The organism is Chitinophaga sp. 9-1-y, from assembly GCF_059511905.2.
Window position 1 is genome coordinate 7826872 of the sequence record NZ_CM197955.1, and the last position, 21469, is coordinate 7848340.

The following is a 21469-nucleotide window of genomic DNA, read 5'->3' on the forward strand; positions in this document are numbered from 1 at the left end:
TTTTGTATGTAAATAAGTTATGGGTGCAATTATTCGCCAACCAGTGCCTGGTAAGCAGCTGCGTCTAACAGGCCAGCTACATCGGCAGGATTTTTAACGGTTACTTTCACCATCCAGCCATCGCCATATGGATCCGTGTTTACCAGTTCAGGAGAACCTTCCAGTTCTTCATTTACCTGATTAACGGTACCAGCAACAGGCATAAACAGATCAGATACTGTTTTTACTGCTTCTACTGTACCAAATACTTCTTCAGCAGCGATGTCTTTACCTGAAGTAGGGATATCTACGAAAACTATATCGCCTAATTCACGCTGTGCAAATTCAGTTATACCGATGGTAGCTACGTTACCTTCTAATAAAACCCATTCGTGGTCCTTTGTGTAGCGCAGGTTTGACGGAAAATTCATATCAAGTTTGATTTTGAGCCGTAAAAATACAGAAAGTATTATGAATTTGACAATTGGAATAATGACTGTTTTAAAATAGCCACCACTTTTTAATGACCTTTATTTTTATCCGTACATCTTCCAGGGGTCTGTCGTGACTATCTGTTTTCAATGCTGCAATTTTATCGATCACTTCCATGCCCTTAATCACCTGTCCAAATACAGTATAGCTTTGATCCAGGTGAGGGGTACCTCCTTCTGTTTTGTATACCCGGCGTTGATCTACGGGGATTTTGCGCCCTCCCAGCCTGGTTTTCTCCAGTTTGTCTAATTGTTCATCTGTAAATACTTTACCCTGAACAATGTAAAACTGGCAACCGGAAGAAGCTTTGTCGGGCCGGTCTTCCCGGGCCGCCGCCAGCGCACCTTTTCGATGAAATAAGTCCAGCTGAAACTCCGGAGGAATGGTATATCCTACATCTCCGTTACCCAGTGTGTCGCCGGGATGAGCATGTTTTGAATCCGGATCTCCTCCCTGTATCATAAAATTGTTGATCACCCGGTGAAACAGGGTACTATCATAATAGTGCTTTTTAGCCAGCTTTATGAAATTGTTACGATGCTTCGGGGTTTGGTCATAGAGTTTAATGATCATGGTACCATAAGGGGTGATCACTTTTACTCTTCTGTCTTTTGCTGTGCCTGCGTAAACAAAGAACAACAAGAGGATGCTCAGGGGTAATAGTTTTTTCATAAAATGTATTTACGCTTCTTCGTGATCCGTAAAGTAAGCAATAATATGCTCTTTCAGGAACACTTCCTGTTCGGCCATTTCCATTTTGGGGACAGGTTGTAATTCCTTAAAATGTGGCCATCCGTCCGCATCATAGCCATCCAAATCGAAATAGCCACTTTGGCTCAGGAGCGTACATACCGCAATGTGCATCAGGTCCTGTTTCTGTTCTTTGGTGTATTTTTTCTTCGTCAGGTTATTTAGTTCATTCACGCCGATCATGAAAAGAATGGCTTCCATATTAGGTTTCTTGCCAAACCTTTGGGTGAGCATATCTTCTATGGGCTTCCAGCGCTGTTCGAAATCTTCCATGTTTTGTCCGTTTTATAGTGGGGGCGGAAAGCACAATGCAAAAAGCAAAAGCTATCTTAGCAGATGAACATCTTTTTTATCTTTATCTGCTAAAATCATCCGCCAAAATCATCCGCAAAGTTAGCTTTTTGCTTTCTGCTTTAGGCTTTCCGCCCGGCAAAAAAGAGATAAATGGGTCTAAATGAGCCACAGTGGCAAGTTTAACAGCATTTTAACGGCCCGTTCACATAGTGATAAGTTTTATTTGACCAGAGAATGTTTATTTTAGCACACCTGAAAAATTATTAGCATGGAAAATACATCGTCCGACATCCGGCAACTGAATGAGAAGATCCACCAGGCAAGTGCTTTCGTGGACCTGCTCACAATGGAGTTAGGTAAAGTAATCGTTGGCCAGCGTTATATGGTGGAAAGACTGCTCATCGGTTTGCTGGCCCAGGGCCACGTGCTGCTGGAAGGCGTACCCGGTCTGGCAAAAACCCTGTCTATCAAGTCCCTGTCATCCGCTATCAACGCTAAATTCAGCCGTATCCAGTTTACGCCTGACCTTTTACCTGCGGATGTGGTAGGTACTATGATCTATAACCAGCAGAAGAACGAGTTTGTGGTACGCAGAGGTCCCATCTTCGCCAATTTTATCCTGGCAGATGAAATCAACCGTGCCCCGGCAAAAGTCCAGAGTGCGCTGCTGGAAGCCATGCAGGAAAGACAAATCACCATCGGTGACACCACTTTTAAACTGGATGAACCCTTCCTGGTACTGGCCACCCAGAACCCAATTGAACAGGAAGGTACCTATACCCTTCCGGAAGCCCAGGTAGACCGTTTTATGCTTAAAGTAGTGATCGGTTACCCTACCAAAGAAGAAGAAAAACTGATCATCCGTCAAAATCTCAACCCGGAAGCCACTTCGCCTATCCGTCCCATCATACAACCTTCTGATATCATTGAAGCACGGAAACTCGTGAGAGAAGTGTATATGGATGAGAAAATTGAAAAGTATATTCTCGATATCGTTTTTGCTACCCGTAATCCGGAAGACTATAAACTGAATAAACTGAAACCATTAATCGCTTATGGCGGTTCTCCGCGAGCCAGCATCAACCTGGCCTGGGCTGCTAAAGCATATGCTTTCATGAAACGCAGAGGCTACGTAATCCCGGAAGACGTACGCAATGTATGCTTTGATGTAATGCGTCACCGCGTTGGTTTAACATATGAGGCAGAAGCAGAAAATGTGACCAGCGAAAACATCCTGAGCGAAATACTGAACGCTGTTGAAGTACCATAGTAGTAGCTATTAGCTATTAGCAGTTAGCAGTTAGCTGATAGCAGTTAGCTGATAGCAGTTAGTCTGAAAGCTGGGAGCTATTCATAATCTGTAATTCGTAATTTCTCATGATGGATACGGCTGAAATATTAAAAAAGGTAAGACAGATAGAAATAAAAACAAAAGGGCTTACCAACCACATTTTTGCAGGCGAATATCATAGCGCCTTCAAAGGACGTGGTATGTCGTTCAGCGAAGTGAGAGATTATCATTTCGGGGATGATGTAAGGTCTATCGACTGGAATGTAACAGCACGATTCAATCACCCTTTTGTTAAAGTTTTTGAAGAAGAAAGAGAGCTCACTGTTATGTTGCTGGTAGATATGAGCGAAAGCTCATCCTTCGGTACCAAAAAGCAGGATAAACGTGACCTGATCACGGAACTCTGTGCTGTGCTGGCTTTCTCTGCCATCAAAAATAATGATAAAGTAGGCGTTATCTTTTTCAGTGATGGAATGGAAAAGTATATTCCACCTAAAAAAGGTAAATCACATATTCTCTTCATTATCCGGGAACTATTATCGTTTACGCCTAAACGTAAAGGAACCAATATTAATGAAACACTACGTTTCTTTAATAATGCCACCAAAAAGCGCAGCATCGTTTTTATGCTGAGCGATTTTCTTTCCGGCAATTACCAGGATGCCCTGAACATCGCAGCCAAACGGCACGATGTGGTAGGTATACAGGTATACGATCAACGCGATAAAGATTTACCACCCGTTGGATTAATACAGGTGGCCGATGCGGAAACAGGGGCAACCCAATGGATAGATACCACCGACCGCCGGGTACGTCAGTATTATGAGCAGCAGTTCCTGCAGCATTCACAGTATTGCAAAAATGCGTTCCTGAAAAGTGGCGCCGAACTGGTAAGCGTACGCACGGATGAAGATTATGTGAAAGCATTACAAACATTTTTCCTCAAGAGGGCCTAAGTTATAATGGAGCGCAAATTAAACATGTATAAACAACAAGTTATAAGACGTATATTTTTATGTTGCTTACTGGGGTTGTTGTATCCTTTCAGCCTGCTGGCCCAGCAAGCGGTAGATGTGACGGCCAGGGCAGATACCAATAGTATCAGGATCGGTGAGCAGATAAAACTGCAGCTTACTGCTACGCTCACACCGGCACAGTTTAAAGACGCCAATTTTAAAGTACTGTTCCCTGTATTGCCAGACTCCCTGGCACATTTTGAGGTGGTAACCCGTACTTCCTTAGATACGTTGGTAAACCAGGATCAACACATTCTTCATCAAACATTTACCCTTACCAGCTTTGACTCCGGTCACTGGGAAATTCCTCCTATGCGGTTTGAGGTCATTACGGGGGCTAACGCAAAGTCTGATTCCGCAATTACATTGCCAATAGGAATAGATGTAAACACCGTATCCGTAGATACTACTAAAGCATTTAAACCTATTAAAGCAGTACAATCAGTACCCTGGAGTATTTGGGATTACTGGCTGTATATCGCCATTGGGATTACGGTTGCATTAGTGGCAGTTGGTATCTGGTGGTATCTCATCACAAGACCTAAAAAAGAAAAGGTAGTTCATGTACCTACGGTTTCTCCATATGAAATTGCCATCCAGGAACTGAAAGTACTGAAGGAGCAACAATTGTGGCAACAAGGGGATATCAAACAATATTATACCCGGTTAACAGATATTCTGCGCACCTACTTTGAGCATCAATTTAATATTGCTGCACTGGAGCAAACCAGTGAAGAGTTGCTACAGAATATTAAACCGGTGACAAAGCTGAATCAACAAAGAGACAAACTGCGTAGCCTGCTGACACTTGCAGATCTGGCGAAATTCGCCAAGTTGCAACCAACAGCGGATGAACATGAGGATTGCATGCATAAGGCAGAAGAAATCCTGGAGTGGACCAAACCGAAAGCCGGTCCCGCAGAAGAGGCAGCGGGTGAAAAACAACAAGCATAAAGCCAGAATGGATCTTAATTAGAAAATTGATGGATTTTTCAACGTGGAAAAATATTGAATTTGCTTACCCGGTTTTCCTGTGGCTTTTGCTGCTGGTACCGGTGCTGATATACTGGTACTTCGCCCGTCGTAAAGGCCGGCAAAGTGTAATGATGATTTCTTCCCTGGAAGGATTGAAAAGCCTGCCGGTATCCTGGAAAGTGCGTTTCAGGCCATTGTTACTGGTATTGCGCCTGCTGGCTGTCATCGCACTGATAGTAGCGCTGGCCCGGCCGCAAACCTCCAATACCTCAGAAAGCATCGATAGCGAAGGAATTGACATCGTAATGGCGATAGATATTTCCGGTAGTATGCTGGCGGAAGACCTGCAACCCAATCGTATGGAAGCAGCTAAAAAAGTGGCCATGGACTTTGTGGATAAACGTATCAGCGACCGTATTGGCCTCGTAGTTTTCTCCGGAGAAAGTTTTACCCAATGCCCTATCACTACTGATCATGCCGTGTTGAAAAACCAGATCATGCAGGTGAAAAGTGGGATGCTGCAAGATGGTACTGCCATTGGTATGGGACTGGCTACTTCCGTAGATCGGTTACGGAATAGCCATGCGAAAAGTAAAGTCATCATCCTGCTTACAGATGGGGTTAACAACACTGGTCTTATAGATCCGCTTACCGCACTGGATATTGCCAAAGCGTTTAAAATCAGGGTATACACCATTGGGGTAGGTACCATTGGTAAAGCGCCGTTCCCCATGCCTATGGCGGATGGCAGTGTGCAAATGGTGATGCAGGACGTACAGATCGACGAGCCGTTGATGAAGAAAATATCTAAAGAAACCGGCGGAAAGTATTTCCGCGCTACCAATACCACTGATCTGAAAAGCATTTACAATGAAATTGATCAGCTGGAGAAAACCAAGGTAGAAATCACCTCCTATAAACGCTATGCAGAACATTTCTTCCTCCTGGCCATGATTGCGCTGGGATGTATTTTGCTGGAAGTAGTGTTACGGTATAGTGTATTCAAGAGCTTACCATAGGCATAAAGCAGAAAGGATAAAGCAAAAAGCCATTGAGGCGAGTGATAAAAAGCGAAACATTAGTTATCCGCCTGGTCACTCGCCTCAATGGCTTTTTGCTTTATCCTTTCTGCTTTATCCTTACCTTTGGGCCTCATATGCAAGAAGCAACAGTCTATAAATCAACGGGAAGCTGGTACGTGGTAAAAACCGCCACCGGCGAAACATTTCAGGCCAGGATGAAGGGGATCTTCAAAAAAGATGAAGATATCACTTCCACCAATCCTATTGCGGTAGGCGATACCGTTACCATAGAGCCGGATGATAGTGACGCCAACGCCAAAAATGCGATGATTACTGCCATTGGCACCCGTAAGAATTATATTGTACGTAGCTCTCCGCATGGAAAAAACAAGAAACATATTGTGGCCGCTAATATGGATCAGGCAATGCTGATCTGTACAGTGAAGGAACCGCGTACCTCCCAGGGCTTTATTGACCGTTTCCTGGTTACAGCGGCGGCTTATCACATCTCGGTGATACTGGTATTCAACAAAAAAGATATTTACAAGCAGAAAGAATTAGAGAAATTCGAGGAACTGGCTGCGCTATACGAAGATATCGGTTACCAGGTATTGTTGATATCAGCTTCCAATGGAGAAGGAGTAGATGAAGTGAGAGCACTGCTCAAAGATAAAACCACGCTGATGTCAGGGCATTCCGGGGTAGGAAAATCTTCCCTGATCAATGTGCTGATGCCTGGGCTGGACCTCCGTACCAAGGCCGTGAGTGGCTGGAGCGGTAAGGGATTACACACCACTACTTCCGCTGAAATGTACGACTTGCCTTTTGGCGGTTGTTTAATAGATACGCCTGGTGTGAGGGAATTTGGTATCGTAGATATCGCCAAGGCAGAGTTATCCCATTATTTCCTGGAAATGCAACCTTACCTTAGTCAGTGTCAGTTCAACAACTGTTTGCATATCAATGAGCCCGGCTGTGCGGTAAAAGTTGCCGTAGAGGAAGGTGAGATTGATGCAGACAGATACATCAGTTATGCTACTATCCTGGAAACAATACAGGAAGAACAATACTGATTATCTTTTTCCCGGCTTACCCAATTCGTCAATTACTTTTTCTGCACCCCAGTTGCGCCTGGGCTGCGGACAACCTTTCTTTTGGGTACGACAGGCCCCCAGGGCGATAACAACCAGCAATAAGGCAATAGGAAGGGCTTTACGCATGAGTGATTTTTTAGAATAAACGACTCATTTGTTTACCCGCCTTGCGGTTGCTTTGCTTGATATCTTTCGTGTAGTAGTTGGAAGCGGGGCATCCTGTTTTCTGCGATGAGCAGCTGACAAACAGGATGCTGCCTAATAAAAGCAGGCACAAAATAGGTTTCATAGGAGGGTATTTGCCTGCAATATAATATTTTTCTATAACATGAGTTATGGTTGTTTTACTTCTTCCAGGTTCTCGTACCAGGAGGCATACATGCTATAGTTTTTGGAAATGCGGTTAATTTCTCCGTTAATCAGCGCCATATCAATATCTTTTACCTTTTTGGCGGGCACTCCGGCGTAGATAGTACCAGGTTCTACATTAGTACCAGCCAGTACTACGGCGCCGGCGGCAATGATACTATTGCTGCTGATATGTGCATTATCCATTACAATAGCCCCCATGCCAATCAATACATTATCATCTACCGTGCAACCATGCAGGATAGCGTTGTGGCCAATAGACACATTATTACCAACAATGGTTTTAGATTTCTGATAAGTACAGTGAATCACTGCTCCGTCTTGTACGTTTACATTCTCGCCCAGGCGGATACTGTTTACATCGCCACGAACCACAGCATTGAACCATACTGTGCAACCTTTGCCCATTACTACATCCCCTACGATGGTAGCATTGGGAGCAATGAAACAGTCTTCAGGAAATTGAGGAGTGATGCCTCTGAGTGGTATAATGTGCGCCATAATAATGTGTTTTAATGCTTACGTTACAAATATAACAATTACTAATTAGCAGTTGTTTTCTAACTTCGCAAAGAACAGAGTAGTTAGTGATATGAACAACAGGCAACTTTTTTTGCAGCACGTAGCACAAACGTCCGATGCTCCGCTGGCATTGGAAATAGTGAAGGCAGCAGGCATGTATATGTGGGATGTAAATGGTAAACGATACCTGGATCTCATTGCCGGTATCAGTGTATGTAACGTAGGGCATTGCCATCCCGCCGTGGTAAAGGCAATACAGGAACAGGCGCAGCAATATATGCACCTGTTGGTGTATGGAGAATTTGTGCAATCGCCACAGGTAGCTTTTGCTACACTACTCACGCAACATCTTCCGGAACAACTGAACTGTGTATATTTCACCAACTCCGGAGCCGAAGCAGTAGAAGGGGCCATGAAGCTGGCCAAACGCTATACCGGCAGAATGGAAATAGCAGCCTTTAACCGCAGCTATCATGGATCTACACAAGGTGCATTAAGCATCCTGGGCGATGAATACTGGCGTAATGCATACCGGCCGTTATTACCCGGCATACAACACCTGGAGTATAATAATTTTGAATCACTGGAATTAATCACGGAACATACGGCTGCTGTTATTGCAGAAACGGTTCAGGCAGAAGGCGGTGTAAACGTTCCGCAACGGGAATGGCTACACGCACTTCGTGATAAATGTACTGCCACAGGTGCATTGTTGATACTAGATGAAATTCAATGCGGATTTGGGAGAAATGGTACGCTGTGGGCATTTGAACAATTCGGTATTGTTCCCGACGTGCTGCTGTTGGGAAAAGCATTAGGAGGCGGCATGCCTTTAGGCGCTTTTATTACCTCCCGCGATATTATGTGGACACTCACCAATAACCCGGTGCTGGGGCATATCACCACATTTGGCGGCCATCCTGTTAATTGTGCGGCGGGTCTTGCCGGCTTTAAAGCCTTGTTGGACCAGGATTTATTGAAAGATGTGCAGGCAAAGGAACAACTATTTCTGCAGCACCTGCAACATCCGGCTATTAAATCTGTACGCTCACTTGGATTGATGATAGCCGTGGAGTTTGAGAACTTCCCCATCAATAAAAAAGTCATTGATTATTGCATTGCCAATGGCATGGTCACCGATTGGTTCCTCTTTGCAGCAGAATGTATGCGGATTGTGCCACCACTCATTATTACACCGGAAGAAATTATATGGGCTTGTAAGCTGATTTGCGAAGCGGCAGAGGCTATTTAGAAGCAGAAAGCGTAAAGCAGAAAGCAAAAAGCTATTATAGCGATTGATAAGAGCGATCATTTAATTTTTTACTCGCTGTTATCAATCGCTATAATAGCTTTTTGCTTTCTGCTTTTTGCTTTCTGCTTTCATGAATTCAATCTGCTTAACGACAGCGTTACACTCTTCGCAAATAATTCTATGGTGTCCTGCTCCCCTATGGCCAGGTAATAGTAATATTTGCCCTGGGAAGTCATTTCGTGAAAGTTATTATTATACTTGAATTTTCCACGGTAGAAATGCTCCAGTACGCCGTTATTACCTGTTTTCTCCGGATGAATAGAGAAGTTGGTCATGGTTACCTGGTGAAAGTCTACAATTATTTTAAAGTCGTCGTTGGTAAATCTTAGTTGCAGTTTTTTTTCCGTGGCGTCTAATTGTATTTTGATGCATTGGTAGTCGTGCTGCAGATCGTAAGGATGGCCATCTATCTCACCTCTGGAGATGCTTTCCTGCAGCGGCGTATGTGTTACATCTTTCATGAGTAAACAATTAAAACTGTAGTTTGAAGCTGCCGAATACGCCAAAACGTTTGTTGGCAGGTTCTCCGGGCGCTACGTCCGGTGTTACTCTCCAGATAAAGTCTACCCGCAGGAATTTGAAAATGTTTTCTATACCGGTGCCCAATTCCAGGTAAGGATTGCCCTCTAAGGTTTTGAAGGCAAACCCGTTGTTGAGGTTCAATTGTTTATTGGATTCAGATAAAGAACCAATTACGCCTTTGGCAGTCCAGAACTGGCGCCATTTTAGTTTTTTAATCAGCGGGATATAGCCAAATATGCCATTGCCAATAGTATGTTCCACATTGAATCCTACGTATTGATCGCTGATAAACTCAAAGCGGTTCATCATGTTAAACGCATACTTGTTGTAATAGTAAATTTCATTACCCGGATGTACTTCGAGCGAGGTATAAGGCACGGTACCAAAAATTTTACCGCCAAATACGTTGTAGTAGAAGGAGCCGAAAGGAGGCAGTTTTACATAGTCAGATACACTCAATGATGCGCGCTGGTATTGTTGTCCACTGTTGCCTATGCCTGGTATGCCTGCTGCCAGTTTCAATTCTGCAATAGGATACTTACTACCTAAGCTGATACGGTAATAATTACCTTCCAGGAATTGCTCATGGAACGCATAGCGTAATTTTAGTTCCACTTCCATGCTGGTCAGCGGGTCGCGGTTGTTGGGTAATTTCGGGTAAGACGTTGTGGTAGGCAGTGGTTCATATGGTCTTACCTGTTTGTATACCAGGTTCAGCTGGTGTGAAAATCCGCTGTAATATTCTTTAAAGAATTCCACACGTTTTTCGTCTACCATCAAAAATTTCTGTGGTATGCCACCTTTGCGGATCGCTAGTGTAAAGATGTTATCTGTACCTACTTCATCATAGTAGTGGGTACCGTTGTCAAGGTCTTTGGTGTAGGCGGCATAAATATACATACGGGGATGCCTTTTCAGCAGCCACAGTGCCGATATTTTTCCTTTGTATACCTGGTCTTTGAAGCCATAGGCCAGGTAGCCGTACAGGTAAAGATCTTTATTGAATTTAGGCGTTGTTCCAAGGTCCATGCGGAGGCGGAAACCTTCCAGCCTGTTTTGGGAAAACAGGTAGTAATAAGGGCCAAACTCAATGGGCCCTACTGGTTTATAGCCGGTAGCGAGGAAGCGGATGGTATTGGAATAAGTTCTGAACAGGGGCATTTTCTGGAGGGTATCCACCATTTTATAAATGCCTTCTTCATTTTTGCTGAGGTCTTCCGGGCGGTTGTCCATCCAGAAGGAATCTTTCCGTATGCGGGCGCTGTCCAGCACTACTACCGGTTCAGGATATCTTTTGTCACTGAAGATGTTAGTAGCGGCGGTATCATTGGTATGTACGTTATCATAGGTCGTTGTTTTCCGGCCAATGAAATCAAACGTTTTCCCGGGTCTGGGACTGGGCGCCCAGAAGTCGGCGATGAATTTATCTTTATACAGAAACCAGGAGCTATCGTGTAGCTGCCGGAATTCCTGTACCATGCTTATTTTATGTACGAAGTTGATGTTGGCATCTTTTGGAACGGACAAGGTTGTTTTCTGTACTGCATATGTAGTATCATGTACCCAGAGGTCGCCGATGAAGGTATTCTCCCCTTTCCGTTTAGGCGTAAAGTTTAGTTTTATGAATCGTTGTCCGCTGATGTATTGGGTATCGGCAATAGAGTAGTCGTAATAGAAAGCGCCGTTATGGTGTATAGGGCTTACAAATTGTTTATCAAATACCGGGATGAAGTTATCATATATGTTGATGTTCTGGTACATGCCTCCCAGGAATTTGGTCACACTTTCGTTGTCGATACCAGAGGTCCGGGCGGCTTTGATAATTTCTTTTGTTTTGCGTGGGCTCGACTGGAAGTAGTAATCAGACAGGGTTTCTGTGAGGAAGATGGGAAGAAAAGGTTTGTCTTCCGAGGTGCTGTCGATATTATCCAGGATGAATGCAAATGGTTTGGTGAAGCGGTTCCGGCCGAGTTTCTCTTTGTTGAGATTCTTCATATCCAGTTCCAGCTTATTATAAACTTCGTATTTGTAGTTATCGAGGCGATTGTAGTTATTTTCCGGTTTGTGTTTAATAATTTGTTTGAGCAGGATGAGGGCCCAGTTTACGTTGGCTTTTATTTCATATGTTTTTAAAGAAACGTCGGAGCGGGTTACCTCGAAGTTAATGGTTTGTTCTTTTAGGGTTCTGTTAACGGGAAGTTGGAGAATAGTATACCCCATTACCCTTACCAGTAATGAATCTGATGGGATAACATTTAATTCGAAGAGGTATTTACCTTCCGCGTTGCTAACCATACCGGTTTGGGTATGGGCAAACTGAAGAGTTGCGAAGGGAATGATCTCCTGTGAGTGCGCGTCCCTGACCACTCCACTGACCTTATACTGCTGCGCCATCAAACCCGAACACCAAACGCTTACGCCGATGATTATTGCTAATATTCTTTTCCAGCCAACCATATCTGACAACAATATTATATTATTTATCGCTATTCTACACGTGTGCTTTCTTCCAGGTAACGTAGTTATAACAAAAAATTATATTTTAAGATTCAAATATTTCTATTAGCTTTGTATTGCAAAGTACTTTTCTGTATGACAGACCAACAACATCTGCAAGCATTAACAGACATAAAGCGCCTGATGGAGCGGAGCAGCCGTTTCATCTCGCTGAGTGGATTGAGTGGAATATCTGCTGGTATCAGCGGGCTGATTGGCGCCTGGATAGCGCGTGTGTGGCTGGTAGAATATTATACCAGGTGGGAAATTTCCGGGGCATACAGTGATGCAGATTACCGTACCTTGAAATATCGTTTAATAGCCCTGGGGTTAGTGGTGATGGCAGCAGCCCTGGCAGGTGGTACCTTTTTCACCTGGCGTAAAGCAAGGCAAAATAATTTACCTATCTGGGATTTAACTGCAAGGAAAGTGCTGATTAATACGGCCATTCCGCTGGCAGCGGGTGGTGCCTTTATTGCCGGGTTGTTATTTAACCACCTGGAAACGCTGGTAGCGCCCACTTGCCTGGTATTTTATGGGTTAGCCATTATTAACGCCAGTAAGTACACATTACCGGATGTGAAGTACCTGGGTATCTGTGAAACCATACTCGGTATAGTTAATCTTTTCTATTTGCGTAAAGGCCTTTATTTTTGGGCAGCGGGCTTTGGATTGCTCCATATTATTTACGGAGCGCTGATGTGGTGGAAATATGAACGGAAAAAGACTATTTAATCAATAGCATGAACCCAATTGGTAATTTAAATAAAGTATTCGAGAGCCGTATACGCCTGGGCGTTATGAGTGTATTAATGGTGAATGAGGAAGTTAATTTCAACGACCTTAAACAAATGCTGGAAGTAACAGATGGTAACCTGGCTTCCCATCTCAATACACTCGAAGAAAACGGTTACCTGAAAGTACACAAGGGCTTTATTGGCCGGAAAACCAATACCACTTATGCGATTACCGCTGCCGGGGAAAAAGCCTTTAAAGGGCATCTGGCGGCCCTGGAACACATGATAAAATTCACTAAATAAATTTTTTTGCCTTTTTACTTTGAAATACAAAGTGCTTTTTAAAAATAAAAACCATGGAACCTTCAACACAAGAACCACTGTCTTTTTTTGACCGGTACGCCTACGCCTTTAAAGCAGGTATTATTGTAGTCACCATCATGATATTGCTGATCCCCACCAGCATGATACAAAACCTCATCTGGGAACGCCGCGACCGGCAGGAGGAAGCAGTTAAAGAAGTCACGGGGCGCTGGGGAAGCGAACAAAATATTACAGGCCCGGTGCTGGCTATTCCTTATAAAAGTAACACTGCCAATGATGCCAATTACCTGTATGTACTGCCGGAAAATCTTAAAATAAACGGAGAACTTCTCCCGGAGAAATTGCAACGGGGCATTTTCAATGTAGCTGTGTATAACGCTAAACTACAACTGAGTGGAGCCTTCAGTGGCGCTGAAATCGCCGCGCTCAACACCTCTTCTTCCGCCTTAGATTGGGGACACGCATCTATACTCGTTGGCGTCAGCGATTTACATGGTATCGACAACCAGGTGCAGATGGCATGGAATGGCAGGAATTTCGTTTTCAATGCAGGAGTAGTCAGCAACGACTTGTTTAACAGCGGTATCCAGGCGCCCATTGCCATTACACCAGGAGACACCGGCGCTTTGTCGGGTCATTTCTCGCTGGAGCTGAGCTTAAAAGGCTCTGGCAGGATCAGCTTCTCCCCCATCGGTAAATCCACTACCGTAGCCATCAATTCCAGTTGGCCTAACCCCAGCTTTGATGAAGCCTTCCCTCCTAAAACAAGACGGGTAGATGATAAAGGATTTGCCGCTACCTGGCAGATACAAAACCTGAACCGCAGTTATCCCCAAAGCTGGGAAGGCAAAAAATACAATATCCATTCCGCCGATTTCGGCATTAAATTATTTATGCCTGCAGAAAGTTACCAAATGTCCATGCGGGCCGTTAAATACGCCATTCTCATCATAGGACTTACTTTCTTTATATTTTATTTTATTGAACTGTCACAGCGCCGCGCCCTTCATCCAATACAGTATGCCCTCATCGGGTTAGCCCTTTGTATTTTTTATACCCTGCTCATCTCTATTTCAGAACAAATTAACTTTATTATGGCTTACCTTATTGCCAGTGTATTAACGATAGGTCTGATTATTGCATACACGGCTGCTGCCTTTAAAAGTACCCGTATTGCAGCAGGCATCGGCGCCACACTCGCCGTCGTATACGGATTTATTTATGTGATCATCAGTGCAGAAGATCAGGCATTATTAATGGGAAGCTTAGGACTCTTTATTATCCTGGCCCTGATCATGTACTTCAGTACTACCATTAAATGGGATAAATTAGGGCATAAAAACAACAACACTATTACACAATAAAGCAAACATGGGAAATTCTTATATCAGCAAGCGGTTAGCCAGTTTCGGATATGCATTTAATGGTATTGGCGCTTTCCTGCGCACGGAACCACATGCACGCATTCACGCTATTGCTACCGTTGTGGTAGTGGCAGCCGGTTGCTGGTATAAAATAGCAACGCCGGAGTGGATATGGATTATTATGGCTGTAGCGCTTGTTTGGACTACAGAAATGCTGAATACGGCCATTGAAAAAATAATGGATCATCTTTCACCGCAATTACATCCGGCAGTGAAGTTCATCAAGGATGTAGCTGCTGGTGCAGCGCTCATAGCAGCCATCGCTGCAGCAATTATTGGGGCTGTCGTATTTATCCCGTACATTTTAAAAACCATTTAACCATATCATATGCAATTGAAAAGAATCCTGCGTTTAGCACAATATCGTATCGGCCGTTCCCGGCCGAAATACACGCTGTATGCCTCAGTGCTGTTTAGCCTGGCGTTGCTTTTTTTCCGGGTTATACATAGTGGTACCTATCTCAGGGTTACCCTGATATGGAACCTCTTCCTAGCTTTTGTGCCCTTTGCCATTACCCGCTGGATGGAGAAACATCCGGAACAAATAAAGAATCGCTATAACTGGTATGGCTGTTTTATTTGCTGGCTGCTGTTCATTCCCAATGCACCTTATATACTCACTGACCTCTTTCATCTTTTTGATGGTGGAGTACCCATGTGGTTCGATCTCTTTGTGATTTTTTCTTTTGCCTGGAATGGTATGATACTGGGATATATGTCTATCCGCAGCATGGAAAATATGTGGAGCCAACGTTACACCCGCTGGCCAGCCTGGTTATTTACTTTCCCGGTGATGTTTCTCTGTGGATTAGGGGTATATATTGGCCGTTTTCTAAGATATAATAGCTGGGATGTAGTGAAAGATCCATTGATGCTACTCGGAGATATGAGAGATATTTTTCTGCATCCCTGGGATAATCGCCACGCCTGGGCATTTACGATTTGTATGGGTGTTTTCCTCAGTTTAATGTATCCATTGGTAAAGAAACAATATAGTTAAAGAAGCATAAAGCCTAAAGGCGAAAGCATAAAGCTATTGAGGCGAATGATAAGAGCGAATGAGTAACTTAAATACTCGCTCTTATCATTCGCCTCAATAGCTTTTTGCTTTCTCCTTTAGGCTTTTCGCTCTATTAGAAATCTACTCCCATACCGAAATACCAGATAGGACTACCTCTGAAAAACGCTATGGCCGGCCATCCTGCATCTACACGTAGGAAGTAACCCGCAATAGTAGTACGGGCGCCGAAGCCATAACCACCAACAAATGGTCCCAGGATTCCTTCCTTAATACGCGTAACAACGCCGGTGCCGTCATCATAGTAGCCATAGTTAGCATCCTTGAAGGTCAGCTTCTTATTCCAGGCGGTACCAATATCAATAAACGAGGTCACCTGGAAGTTACGCAGGAATGCGGAATTGATAGGCTTGTCTATAAAAGTGGCAAATACAGGTAAACGAAGTTCTGTATTCAACACCATTGCATTGTTACCATTTCTGGCATTTTGCTTATAACCACGCAGATTCTCTGTTAATGTCTGGAAAGCATAGTTCTCACTCAGGTTTACCGGCGTTTTCTCATTGATTTGTGGGTTTAACCAGTTATCAATACCCCCCAGGTAATACAACAGTTTACGCGTTCCCCACGACATATCCATGGCAAATCGGGTAGCCCAGATGAAGTTGCGGTAAATCTTTTCATAGTGACGGATATCTACCCCCATGTTATAAGTAAACCGCCCTTGTGCGAAGGTAGTATTGGGAGGATACATCGCTTCATTCAAACCACCATTGGTGAGCTGGGCATTTGTTTCTCCATATATTTTATAGCGGGTACCGTTCCATATATTAATGGCAGGGTTGATGGTATTATCATACACGTATTCCAGGCGGCCCAATGCATATGTCTCTTTCCGGGTTTTATCCATCAGGGACGGCTTGTCGGTAGCCTGAACAACCAGTTGGTCTGTACGGATACCAACTGACAAACGGATACTTCTCACCTGGTCAAACGGATAGCGTACTTCTCCCTGGTAGATATTTGTAATAAGCTTATTAGGCGCAAAAGTGAGGGTGGGAACACCACCAGAGGTATCTATATAAGCAGACGAGAAATTCTTATCTACTTTACGATAGTAAGTGAATTTATAATCAAACCGTTTTTTCAGGTAGTTGGCAGTAAAGAAGTATTCTGATCCTTGCAGGGATGAAGGAATACGGAAGCCCCCATTGAACTTCAGGTCTTCGAACAAATCACTTACCCCGATCCTAATTAATCCGTTCACCGGATCAGTAAGCCGGATAGGCGCGGTTGGCTGACCTGTGAATGGTTGATATTTGTTAATCAATATCGAGTTATCCAATTGCAGGATCAGGTAATCAGACGCAAATTTGAATTTATACGGGAAGAGCTTCATTTTCTTCAGTATAGGCTCGTCTTCCTTCCGTTTTTCAAATAATGCGGGTTCCTTCATCGCCATAGCGGTGCTGGTATCAGCCGGTTCATTGCCAAATTCGTTCTGGAAGAAATTGGTATGCGTGGTGGTATCTTTTGCAGGCGCCATATAGGTAGGCAAGCCTAAACGCAGGCTGTCAGCATGCATTTGGGCGCGTCTGAAGTTAGTGACGCGGGCATTGACGTTTCTTTTCTTCAGCACCACTGTATCTACCTTCAGTTTCATGAGGCGTTTGATATCGGCATATTGTACTACCTCAGATACTTCTCCCTTTTCGCCGGTAATGCGGGATTCCTGTATACCATAAGGGTAGTTGGAAATAGGGAAAGTATAGGTAGAATCTTTTGTCAGCATTACTGCTTCTACAGAGTCCGGCGCCGTGGTGCCGTAAGCTGCGAGGGCAGAATCCAGTTCTTCCGGTTCCGGGTTATGCAGGATTTCTGATCCCACATAGAACAGGGAGTCTACACCATCAGCCTGTGATTTAAAGAATCCGGCATAACGGTTACGGATACCGTTAGCATCGGAAACAAAGGTGAAGTGGGTGGTATTGTACTGCATGGGCAGTTTGGCATTACCGTACTGGAGGTCTGTCAGCTGCGTAATCTGCTTATCTGAGCTTTTGTTCCAGTTATCCACCATGAAAATATTAAATGGCTTGTTCATCAGCGAGGTATCTGAGCCTCTTCCTTTGGCTGAAGGCCGGTTGGAGGAGTAGAGAATACCGCTTTTGCCAGGGAAGGCGGCAAATGATGGATCCAGGTCGTCGTATACGTCGTTGGTGATTTGCTCTGTTTTGGAATTGCTGATATTATACGTGAAAATATCGGTATGTCCATTTTTTACGGCAGACAGTAACAGGGTGTTTTCCTGTACTGGCATATATTTGAAGTCAATAACCCGGTCAAACTGGTTCAGCTCCTGCCGCAGGGTGATACGGGTAACCAGGTCATAGATCATCAGTTTGGTTTTGCCTTCATGTTCATATATCACTGCGAGGCGGTTGCCTTTAGTGTTCCAGGCCATCTGTGGATAGTTGGGATCTACCTGGTTGGCCAGCTGCATTACCCCACTGCGCAACAGTATTTTAGGTTTATTCCAGCCCAGTTGTATTTGTACCCGGTATACGCCCTTTTTAAACTCAACTACTGCATAGGAGTTGTTTCTGGGGTTCGGGTTGAAACGATAGTATTCAGATTTAGGGGTTATTTCCTGGGCTACAATTGTGCGGCCCTTGGCAGATGTTTTTCTTCTGCGGTTGTCTTCCTGGAAGCGTTTCTGGTAAAAAACAAAGAAGTCTTTCGTTGCTTTTTTAGGCGTTTGGTTCAATACCTGTTCAAATCCCTTTTTCAGTCCGCGGTTAATACGGGTGATATACATGAGGTAGGGCACTGCATCTTTCCCATATTTACTTTCTACATAGTACCAGAAGGCCTGGCCTGCCAGCAGGGGATGATCATAAGCCAGTGCATTGAAGTTGCTGTACTTGCCCGACATAATGATCAGTTTCAGCTGTTCATCCTGTTCGGCGGTCCAGTTTTCGGCAGCGTAGCCTATAAAGCCATCGGTGAACCATTTTGGGAAATCTATGAGGGCGGCATTACCGGCAAATTCGCCGATATCTTCCCCAAAAAGCAATGTTTCCAGCATAATACGGGCAATACCCTGTCTTATTTGCCGGCGCAGGTGCTCATGGTTGCCATCGAAATAAACGATCATTTTGTTGCCTACCAGCTTCGTTACCCCTCCTGTATTTTGCCACTCTACACCAATCCCTATATTGGACTGCTTCATTTCCCCAAACGAATTGTAGACCACAATATTGATACGTTGTCTGGGGTTACTTTCCATGAACTGTTCCAACTGTGGTAACTCCTTTTCGGCTACCTGGGCCGCATACTTACCAAGTTCAAGTCCATTCTGACTAAAATAGGTATTGAAATGCCGGCTTTGATAGTATCTCCACTTAAAGTTCTTGAACTGCACACGATTTTGGCCGAATTCTACTGTATTAGTCTGGGCTTGCGATACTATCGTTCCAAGTAATAGGGTACCGTGGAATAATAACCTGGTAATAAATCTGTTCATACAGAAAGTATTGATAATATTGTGATCTGTTTTAAAATTAGCCTAAAAAAACCGGGTAACAATGATTGAAATACAACAATTCACTTTTGGTCCATTACAAGAAAACACCTTTCTGCTTATTAACGGTAAAAAGGATTGTATAATTATAGACCCAGGATGTTATTTTCAGGACGAAAGAAAAGAATTATTACAATATATACAAACGCATGGGTTAAATGTTATAAGATTATTGAATACGCACTGTCACTTTGATCATATATTTGGTAATAAGCTCGTAGCAGATACGTATAAGGTGCGTCCGGAGTTCCATGAGCTGGAACAGCCGGTGTTGGACAACTCCCAAAATGCAGCTGCCCTCTATAACATTCCGTTTGAACCCTCTCCTATGCCAGGCCGCTACCTGCAGGAGGGTGAAATCATTCCTTTTGGAACCAACGAACTAACGGTATTGCTTACACCGGGTCATTCTCCGGGAAGTGTGTCCTTCTATTGCGCAGATCAGCAATTTGTGATAGGTGGGGATGTATTGTTTTACCAGAGCATTGGCCGTACTGACCTCCCCGGGGGGAATCATCACACCCTGCTGCAAAGCATCCGGGAAAAGCTGTTTGTACTGCCAGACGAGGTAAGGGTATTCCCTGGCCATGGTCCTTCCACTACTATTGGCTTTGAAAAGAAACACAATCCCTTCCTGGTAGGCTAAGGGTTATTTTATATACTTCCCGATTACCGGCAACCGGGCAAACTCCTTCTTCTCCATCCGGAATATAAACCAGGCATAAGCTGCAAAGAACGCAGTTGCTGCTGCGAGGGGAAGGGGTTTGAGGGCGTAGATGTCTTTAGGTGATAATACCAGCCCGTTCAGCCAGTTGAACACATAGTAGATACCTATAGCCAGTCCTACATAGGTAATGAGTTTGGGGAGATGGTAAGGAATAGGGTAATACTTCTGCCCCAAAACATAACAGACTACCATCTGGATAAAGTAACATACCATAGTAGCCAGCGCCGCGCCATAGTACCCCATCACCGGAATCCACCAGTAATTGAGCAGGAAAGCCAGAATGGCTGTTACAATGGTAATGACCGCGCCCGTTTTGGTGCGGTCTGTCAGTTTGAACCAGATGGTCAGGTTATAATAGATGCCCAGGAACATATTGGCCAGCAATAACACAGGCACAATACGCATCCCCTGGTAATAAAAAGGTACCCGCAGGAAAGCCTTCCAGATATTCAGGTATAGGCTCACAAACAGGAACATAAAGCAAAGCATAATAACAAACAGCTTCATAATACGGGCATACATTTTCCGGGGATCCCCGCTTTCCGCCTGTTTAAAGAAGAAAGGCTCCGCTCCTAACCGGAATGCCTGTATGAACATGGTAATCAGGATGGCCAGCTTGTAATTGGCGCTATATAAGGCAATAATTTCTTTTTTGGCTTCCATATCATTCCCCGGCAAAAACTGGGGTAGAAACCAGGCCCTGTCGAAGGTTTCATTGACCATGCCGGCCATGCCCACTATAATCAGCGGCAAGGCATAGTGCATCATCTGTTTCCATAACCCGGTATCGAACTTCCATTCAATTTTACGGATTTGGGGAAGAAACATTAGTAGGGTAACACCACTACCCAGCATATTGCTCAGGTAGATGTACCCGGTTTGGTCGCTCCCGTTTTGAAGGTCAGGTAACCAGTGGTGGCCTGCTGCATATAATTTCGGGCAAATCACCAGGAAAAAAATATTGAAAAAGATGGTGGTAACGATTCCGGCTATACGAATGGCCGCATATTTCACGGGCCTGTCTTCCAGTCGTAGTTGGGCAAAAGGAATGGCTGTGAGCGCATCAAAGGCCATGAGCAGCACTACATAGGTATAATAAGTAGGGTGCCCGCTCAGCCCCGCCAGTTCTCCGGCATAAGAATTAATGACCGGGGATCTCAGGAACAGTAATAAAATGGTGATACTGATGGTAGACAATAACAGGGAGATGGTAGTGGTACCCAGTACATGCGCTTTGTTTTCCTTTTTGGCAAAACGGAAAAATGCCGTTTCCATGCCATAGGTCAACACAATATTGGCAAAAGGTATATAGGCATAAACGTTAGACATTTCCCCGAAAGAGGCACGGGTTAAAATGGTCAGATAAAATGGGGTCAGAAAATAGTTGAGCAATTTGCTCACAATATTACTCAACCCATAATACATCGTTTGGCCTGCCAGTTTCTTGATACTCAATTCCCAGATATTTTTTGGTGAAATTACGAATTACGAATTACGAATTACGGATTTGTGGGAAGATGGT

22 protein-coding genes are annotated in these 21469 nt (G+C 44.1%); 12 read left to right on the forward strand and 10 right to left on the reverse strand.

Going from position 1 to position 21469, the window contains the following annotated elements:
• Positions 1 to 29 precede the first annotated feature (29 nt).
• From gcvH to AC5ZC7_RS31230, 3 genes are all read right to left on the reverse strand, one after another.
• A complete protein-coding gene (gene gcvH, locus AC5ZC7_RS31220) occupies positions 30 to 410 on the reverse strand; it encodes a glycine cleavage system protein GcvH (RefSeq protein ID WP_496161455.1) in 381 nt (126 codons plus the stop codon).
• 70 nt (positions 411 to 480) lie between these two features.
• A complete protein-coding gene (locus AC5ZC7_RS31225) occupies positions 481 to 1143 on the reverse strand; it encodes a peptidylprolyl isomerase (protein ID WP_496161454.1) in 663 nt (220 codons plus the stop codon).
• 9 nt (positions 1144 to 1152) lie between these two features.
• Positions 1153 to 1494, reverse strand: coding sequence for a hypothetical protein (locus tag AC5ZC7_RS31230; RefSeq protein ID WP_496161453.1), 342 nt, complete (start codon positions 1492 to 1494; stop codon positions 1153 to 1155).
• Between the two features lie 289 nt (positions 1495 to 1783).
• Between AC5ZC7_RS31230 and AC5ZC7_RS31235 the strand changes: the two genes are divergently transcribed.
• From AC5ZC7_RS31235 to rsgA, 5 genes are all read left to right on the forward strand, one after another.
• On the forward strand, positions 1784 to 2785 hold the full coding sequence (locus tag AC5ZC7_RS31235; protein ID WP_496161452.1) for an AAA family ATPase: 1002 nt from the start codon (positions 1784 to 1786) through the stop codon (positions 2783 to 2785).
• 107 nt (positions 2786 to 2892) lie between these two features.
• The gene (locus AC5ZC7_RS31240; RefSeq protein ID WP_496161451.1) at positions 2893 to 3762 is read left to right on the forward strand and encodes a DUF58 domain-containing protein; all 870 of its coding nucleotides are present in this window, start codon (positions 2893 to 2895) and stop codon (positions 3760 to 3762) included.
• Positions 3763 to 3786: 24 nt separating this feature from the next.
• The gene (locus AC5ZC7_RS31245) at positions 3787 to 4776 is read left to right on the forward strand and encodes a hypothetical protein (RefSeq protein ID WP_496161450.1); all 990 of its coding nucleotides are present in this window, start codon (positions 3787 to 3789) and stop codon (positions 4774 to 4776) included.
• A gap of 29 nt (positions 4777 to 4805) precedes the next feature.
• Entirely contained in the window at positions 4806 to 5816 is a 1011-nt protein-coding gene (locus tag AC5ZC7_RS31250; RefSeq protein WP_496161449.1) for a VWA domain-containing protein, read from the forward strand.
• A gap of 137 nt (positions 5817 to 5953) precedes the next feature.
• The gene (rsgA, locus tag AC5ZC7_RS31255) at positions 5954 to 6892 is read left to right on the forward strand and encodes a ribosome small subunit-dependent GTPase A (RefSeq protein ID WP_496161448.1); all 939 of its coding nucleotides are present in this window, start codon (positions 5954 to 5956) and stop codon (positions 6890 to 6892) included.
• On the opposite strand, the gene AC5ZC7_RS31260 is transcribed toward rsgA, so the two are convergent.
• Genes AC5ZC7_RS31260 through AC5ZC7_RS31270 form a run of 3 tightly spaced genes read right to left on the reverse strand, consistent with a single transcriptional unit; the run spans position 6893 to position 7783 of the window.
• Positions 6893 to 7039 carry a hypothetical protein gene (locus AC5ZC7_RS31260; protein WP_496161447.1) on the reverse strand — a complete coding sequence of 49 codons (147 nt, stop codon included), beginning with the start codon at positions 7037 to 7039 and terminating at the stop codon, positions 6893 to 6895.
• A gap of 10 nt (positions 7040 to 7049) precedes the next feature.
• On the reverse strand, positions 7050 to 7202 hold the full coding sequence (locus AC5ZC7_RS31265) for a hypothetical protein (protein ID WP_496161446.1): 153 nt from the start codon (positions 7200 to 7202) through the stop codon (positions 7050 to 7052).
• A 44-nt stretch (positions 7203 to 7246) separates the two neighbouring features.
• Positions 7247 to 7783 (reverse strand): gamma carbonic anhydrase family protein, encoded by a 537-nt coding sequence (locus AC5ZC7_RS31270; protein ID WP_496161445.1) that lies wholly within the window; start codon positions 7781 to 7783, stop codon positions 7247 to 7249.
• Between the two features lie 91 nt (positions 7784 to 7874).
• Between AC5ZC7_RS31270 and AC5ZC7_RS31275 the strand changes: the two genes are divergently transcribed.
• Positions 7875 to 9056 carry an aminotransferase class III-fold pyridoxal phosphate-dependent enzyme gene (locus AC5ZC7_RS31275; protein WP_496161444.1) on the forward strand — a complete coding sequence of 394 codons (1182 nt, stop codon included), beginning with the start codon at positions 7875 to 7877 and terminating at the stop codon, positions 9054 to 9056.
• 128 nt (positions 9057 to 9184) lie between these two features.
• On the opposite strand, the gene AC5ZC7_RS31280 is transcribed toward AC5ZC7_RS31275, so the two are convergent.
• Positions 9185 to 9577: a hypothetical protein gene (locus tag AC5ZC7_RS31280; RefSeq protein ID WP_496161443.1), complete on the reverse strand. Its 393-nt coding sequence runs from the start codon at positions 9575 to 9577 to the stop codon at positions 9185 to 9187.
• A 10-nt stretch (positions 9578 to 9587) separates the two neighbouring features.
• Positions 9588 to 12095 (reverse strand): DUF5686 family protein, encoded by a 2508-nt coding sequence (locus tag AC5ZC7_RS31285; RefSeq protein ID WP_496161442.1) that lies wholly within the window; start codon positions 12093 to 12095, stop codon positions 9588 to 9590.
• Positions 12096 to 12230: 135 nt separating this feature from the next.
• Between AC5ZC7_RS31285 and AC5ZC7_RS31290 the strand changes: the two genes are divergently transcribed.
• From AC5ZC7_RS31290 to AC5ZC7_RS31310, 5 genes are read left to right on the forward strand one after another with little or no spacing between them, the layout of a single operon-like run.
• Positions 12231 to 12869 (forward strand): hypothetical protein, encoded by a 639-nt coding sequence (locus tag AC5ZC7_RS31290; RefSeq protein ID WP_496161441.1) that lies wholly within the window; start codon positions 12231 to 12233, stop codon positions 12867 to 12869.
• An 8-nt stretch (positions 12870 to 12877) separates the two neighbouring features.
• Entirely contained in the window at positions 12878 to 13174 is a 297-nt protein-coding gene (locus AC5ZC7_RS31295; protein ID WP_291920103.1) for a winged helix-turn-helix domain-containing protein, read from the forward strand.
• A gap of 53 nt (positions 13175 to 13227) precedes the next feature.
• Positions 13228 to 14559 carry a cell envelope integrity protein CreD gene (creD, locus tag AC5ZC7_RS31300; protein ID WP_496161440.1) on the forward strand — a complete coding sequence of 444 codons (1332 nt, stop codon included), beginning with the start codon at positions 13228 to 13230 and terminating at the stop codon, positions 14557 to 14559.
• 7 nt (positions 14560 to 14566) lie between these two features.
• The gene (locus AC5ZC7_RS31305) at positions 14567 to 14938 is read left to right on the forward strand and encodes a diacylglycerol kinase (protein WP_496161439.1); all 372 of its coding nucleotides are present in this window, start codon (positions 14567 to 14569) and stop codon (positions 14936 to 14938) included.
• Between the two features lie 9 nt (positions 14939 to 14947).
• Entirely contained in the window at positions 14948 to 15619 is a 672-nt protein-coding gene (locus tag AC5ZC7_RS31310) for a DUF1361 domain-containing protein (protein ID WP_496161438.1), read from the forward strand.
• 133 nt (positions 15620 to 15752) lie between these two features.
• On the opposite strand, the gene AC5ZC7_RS31315 is transcribed toward AC5ZC7_RS31310, so the two are convergent.
• Entirely contained in the window at positions 15753 to 19163 is a 3411-nt protein-coding gene (locus AC5ZC7_RS31315; RefSeq protein WP_496161437.1) for a hypothetical protein, read from the reverse strand.
• 61 nt (positions 19164 to 19224) lie between these two features.
• Between AC5ZC7_RS31315 and AC5ZC7_RS31320 the strand changes: the two genes are divergently transcribed.
• A complete protein-coding gene (locus AC5ZC7_RS31320) occupies positions 19225 to 19866 on the forward strand; it encodes an MBL fold metallo-hydrolase (RefSeq protein ID WP_496161436.1) in 642 nt (213 codons plus the stop codon).
• 3 nt (positions 19867 to 19869) lie between these two features.
• Here AC5ZC7_RS31320 and AC5ZC7_RS31325 read toward each other — a convergent pair whose 3' ends face one another.
• Positions 19870 to 21402 (reverse strand): oligosaccharide flippase family protein, encoded by a 1533-nt coding sequence (locus tag AC5ZC7_RS31325; RefSeq protein ID WP_496161435.1) that lies wholly within the window; start codon positions 21400 to 21402, stop codon positions 19870 to 19872.
• Between the last annotated feature and the right edge of the window lie 67 nt (positions 21403 to 21469).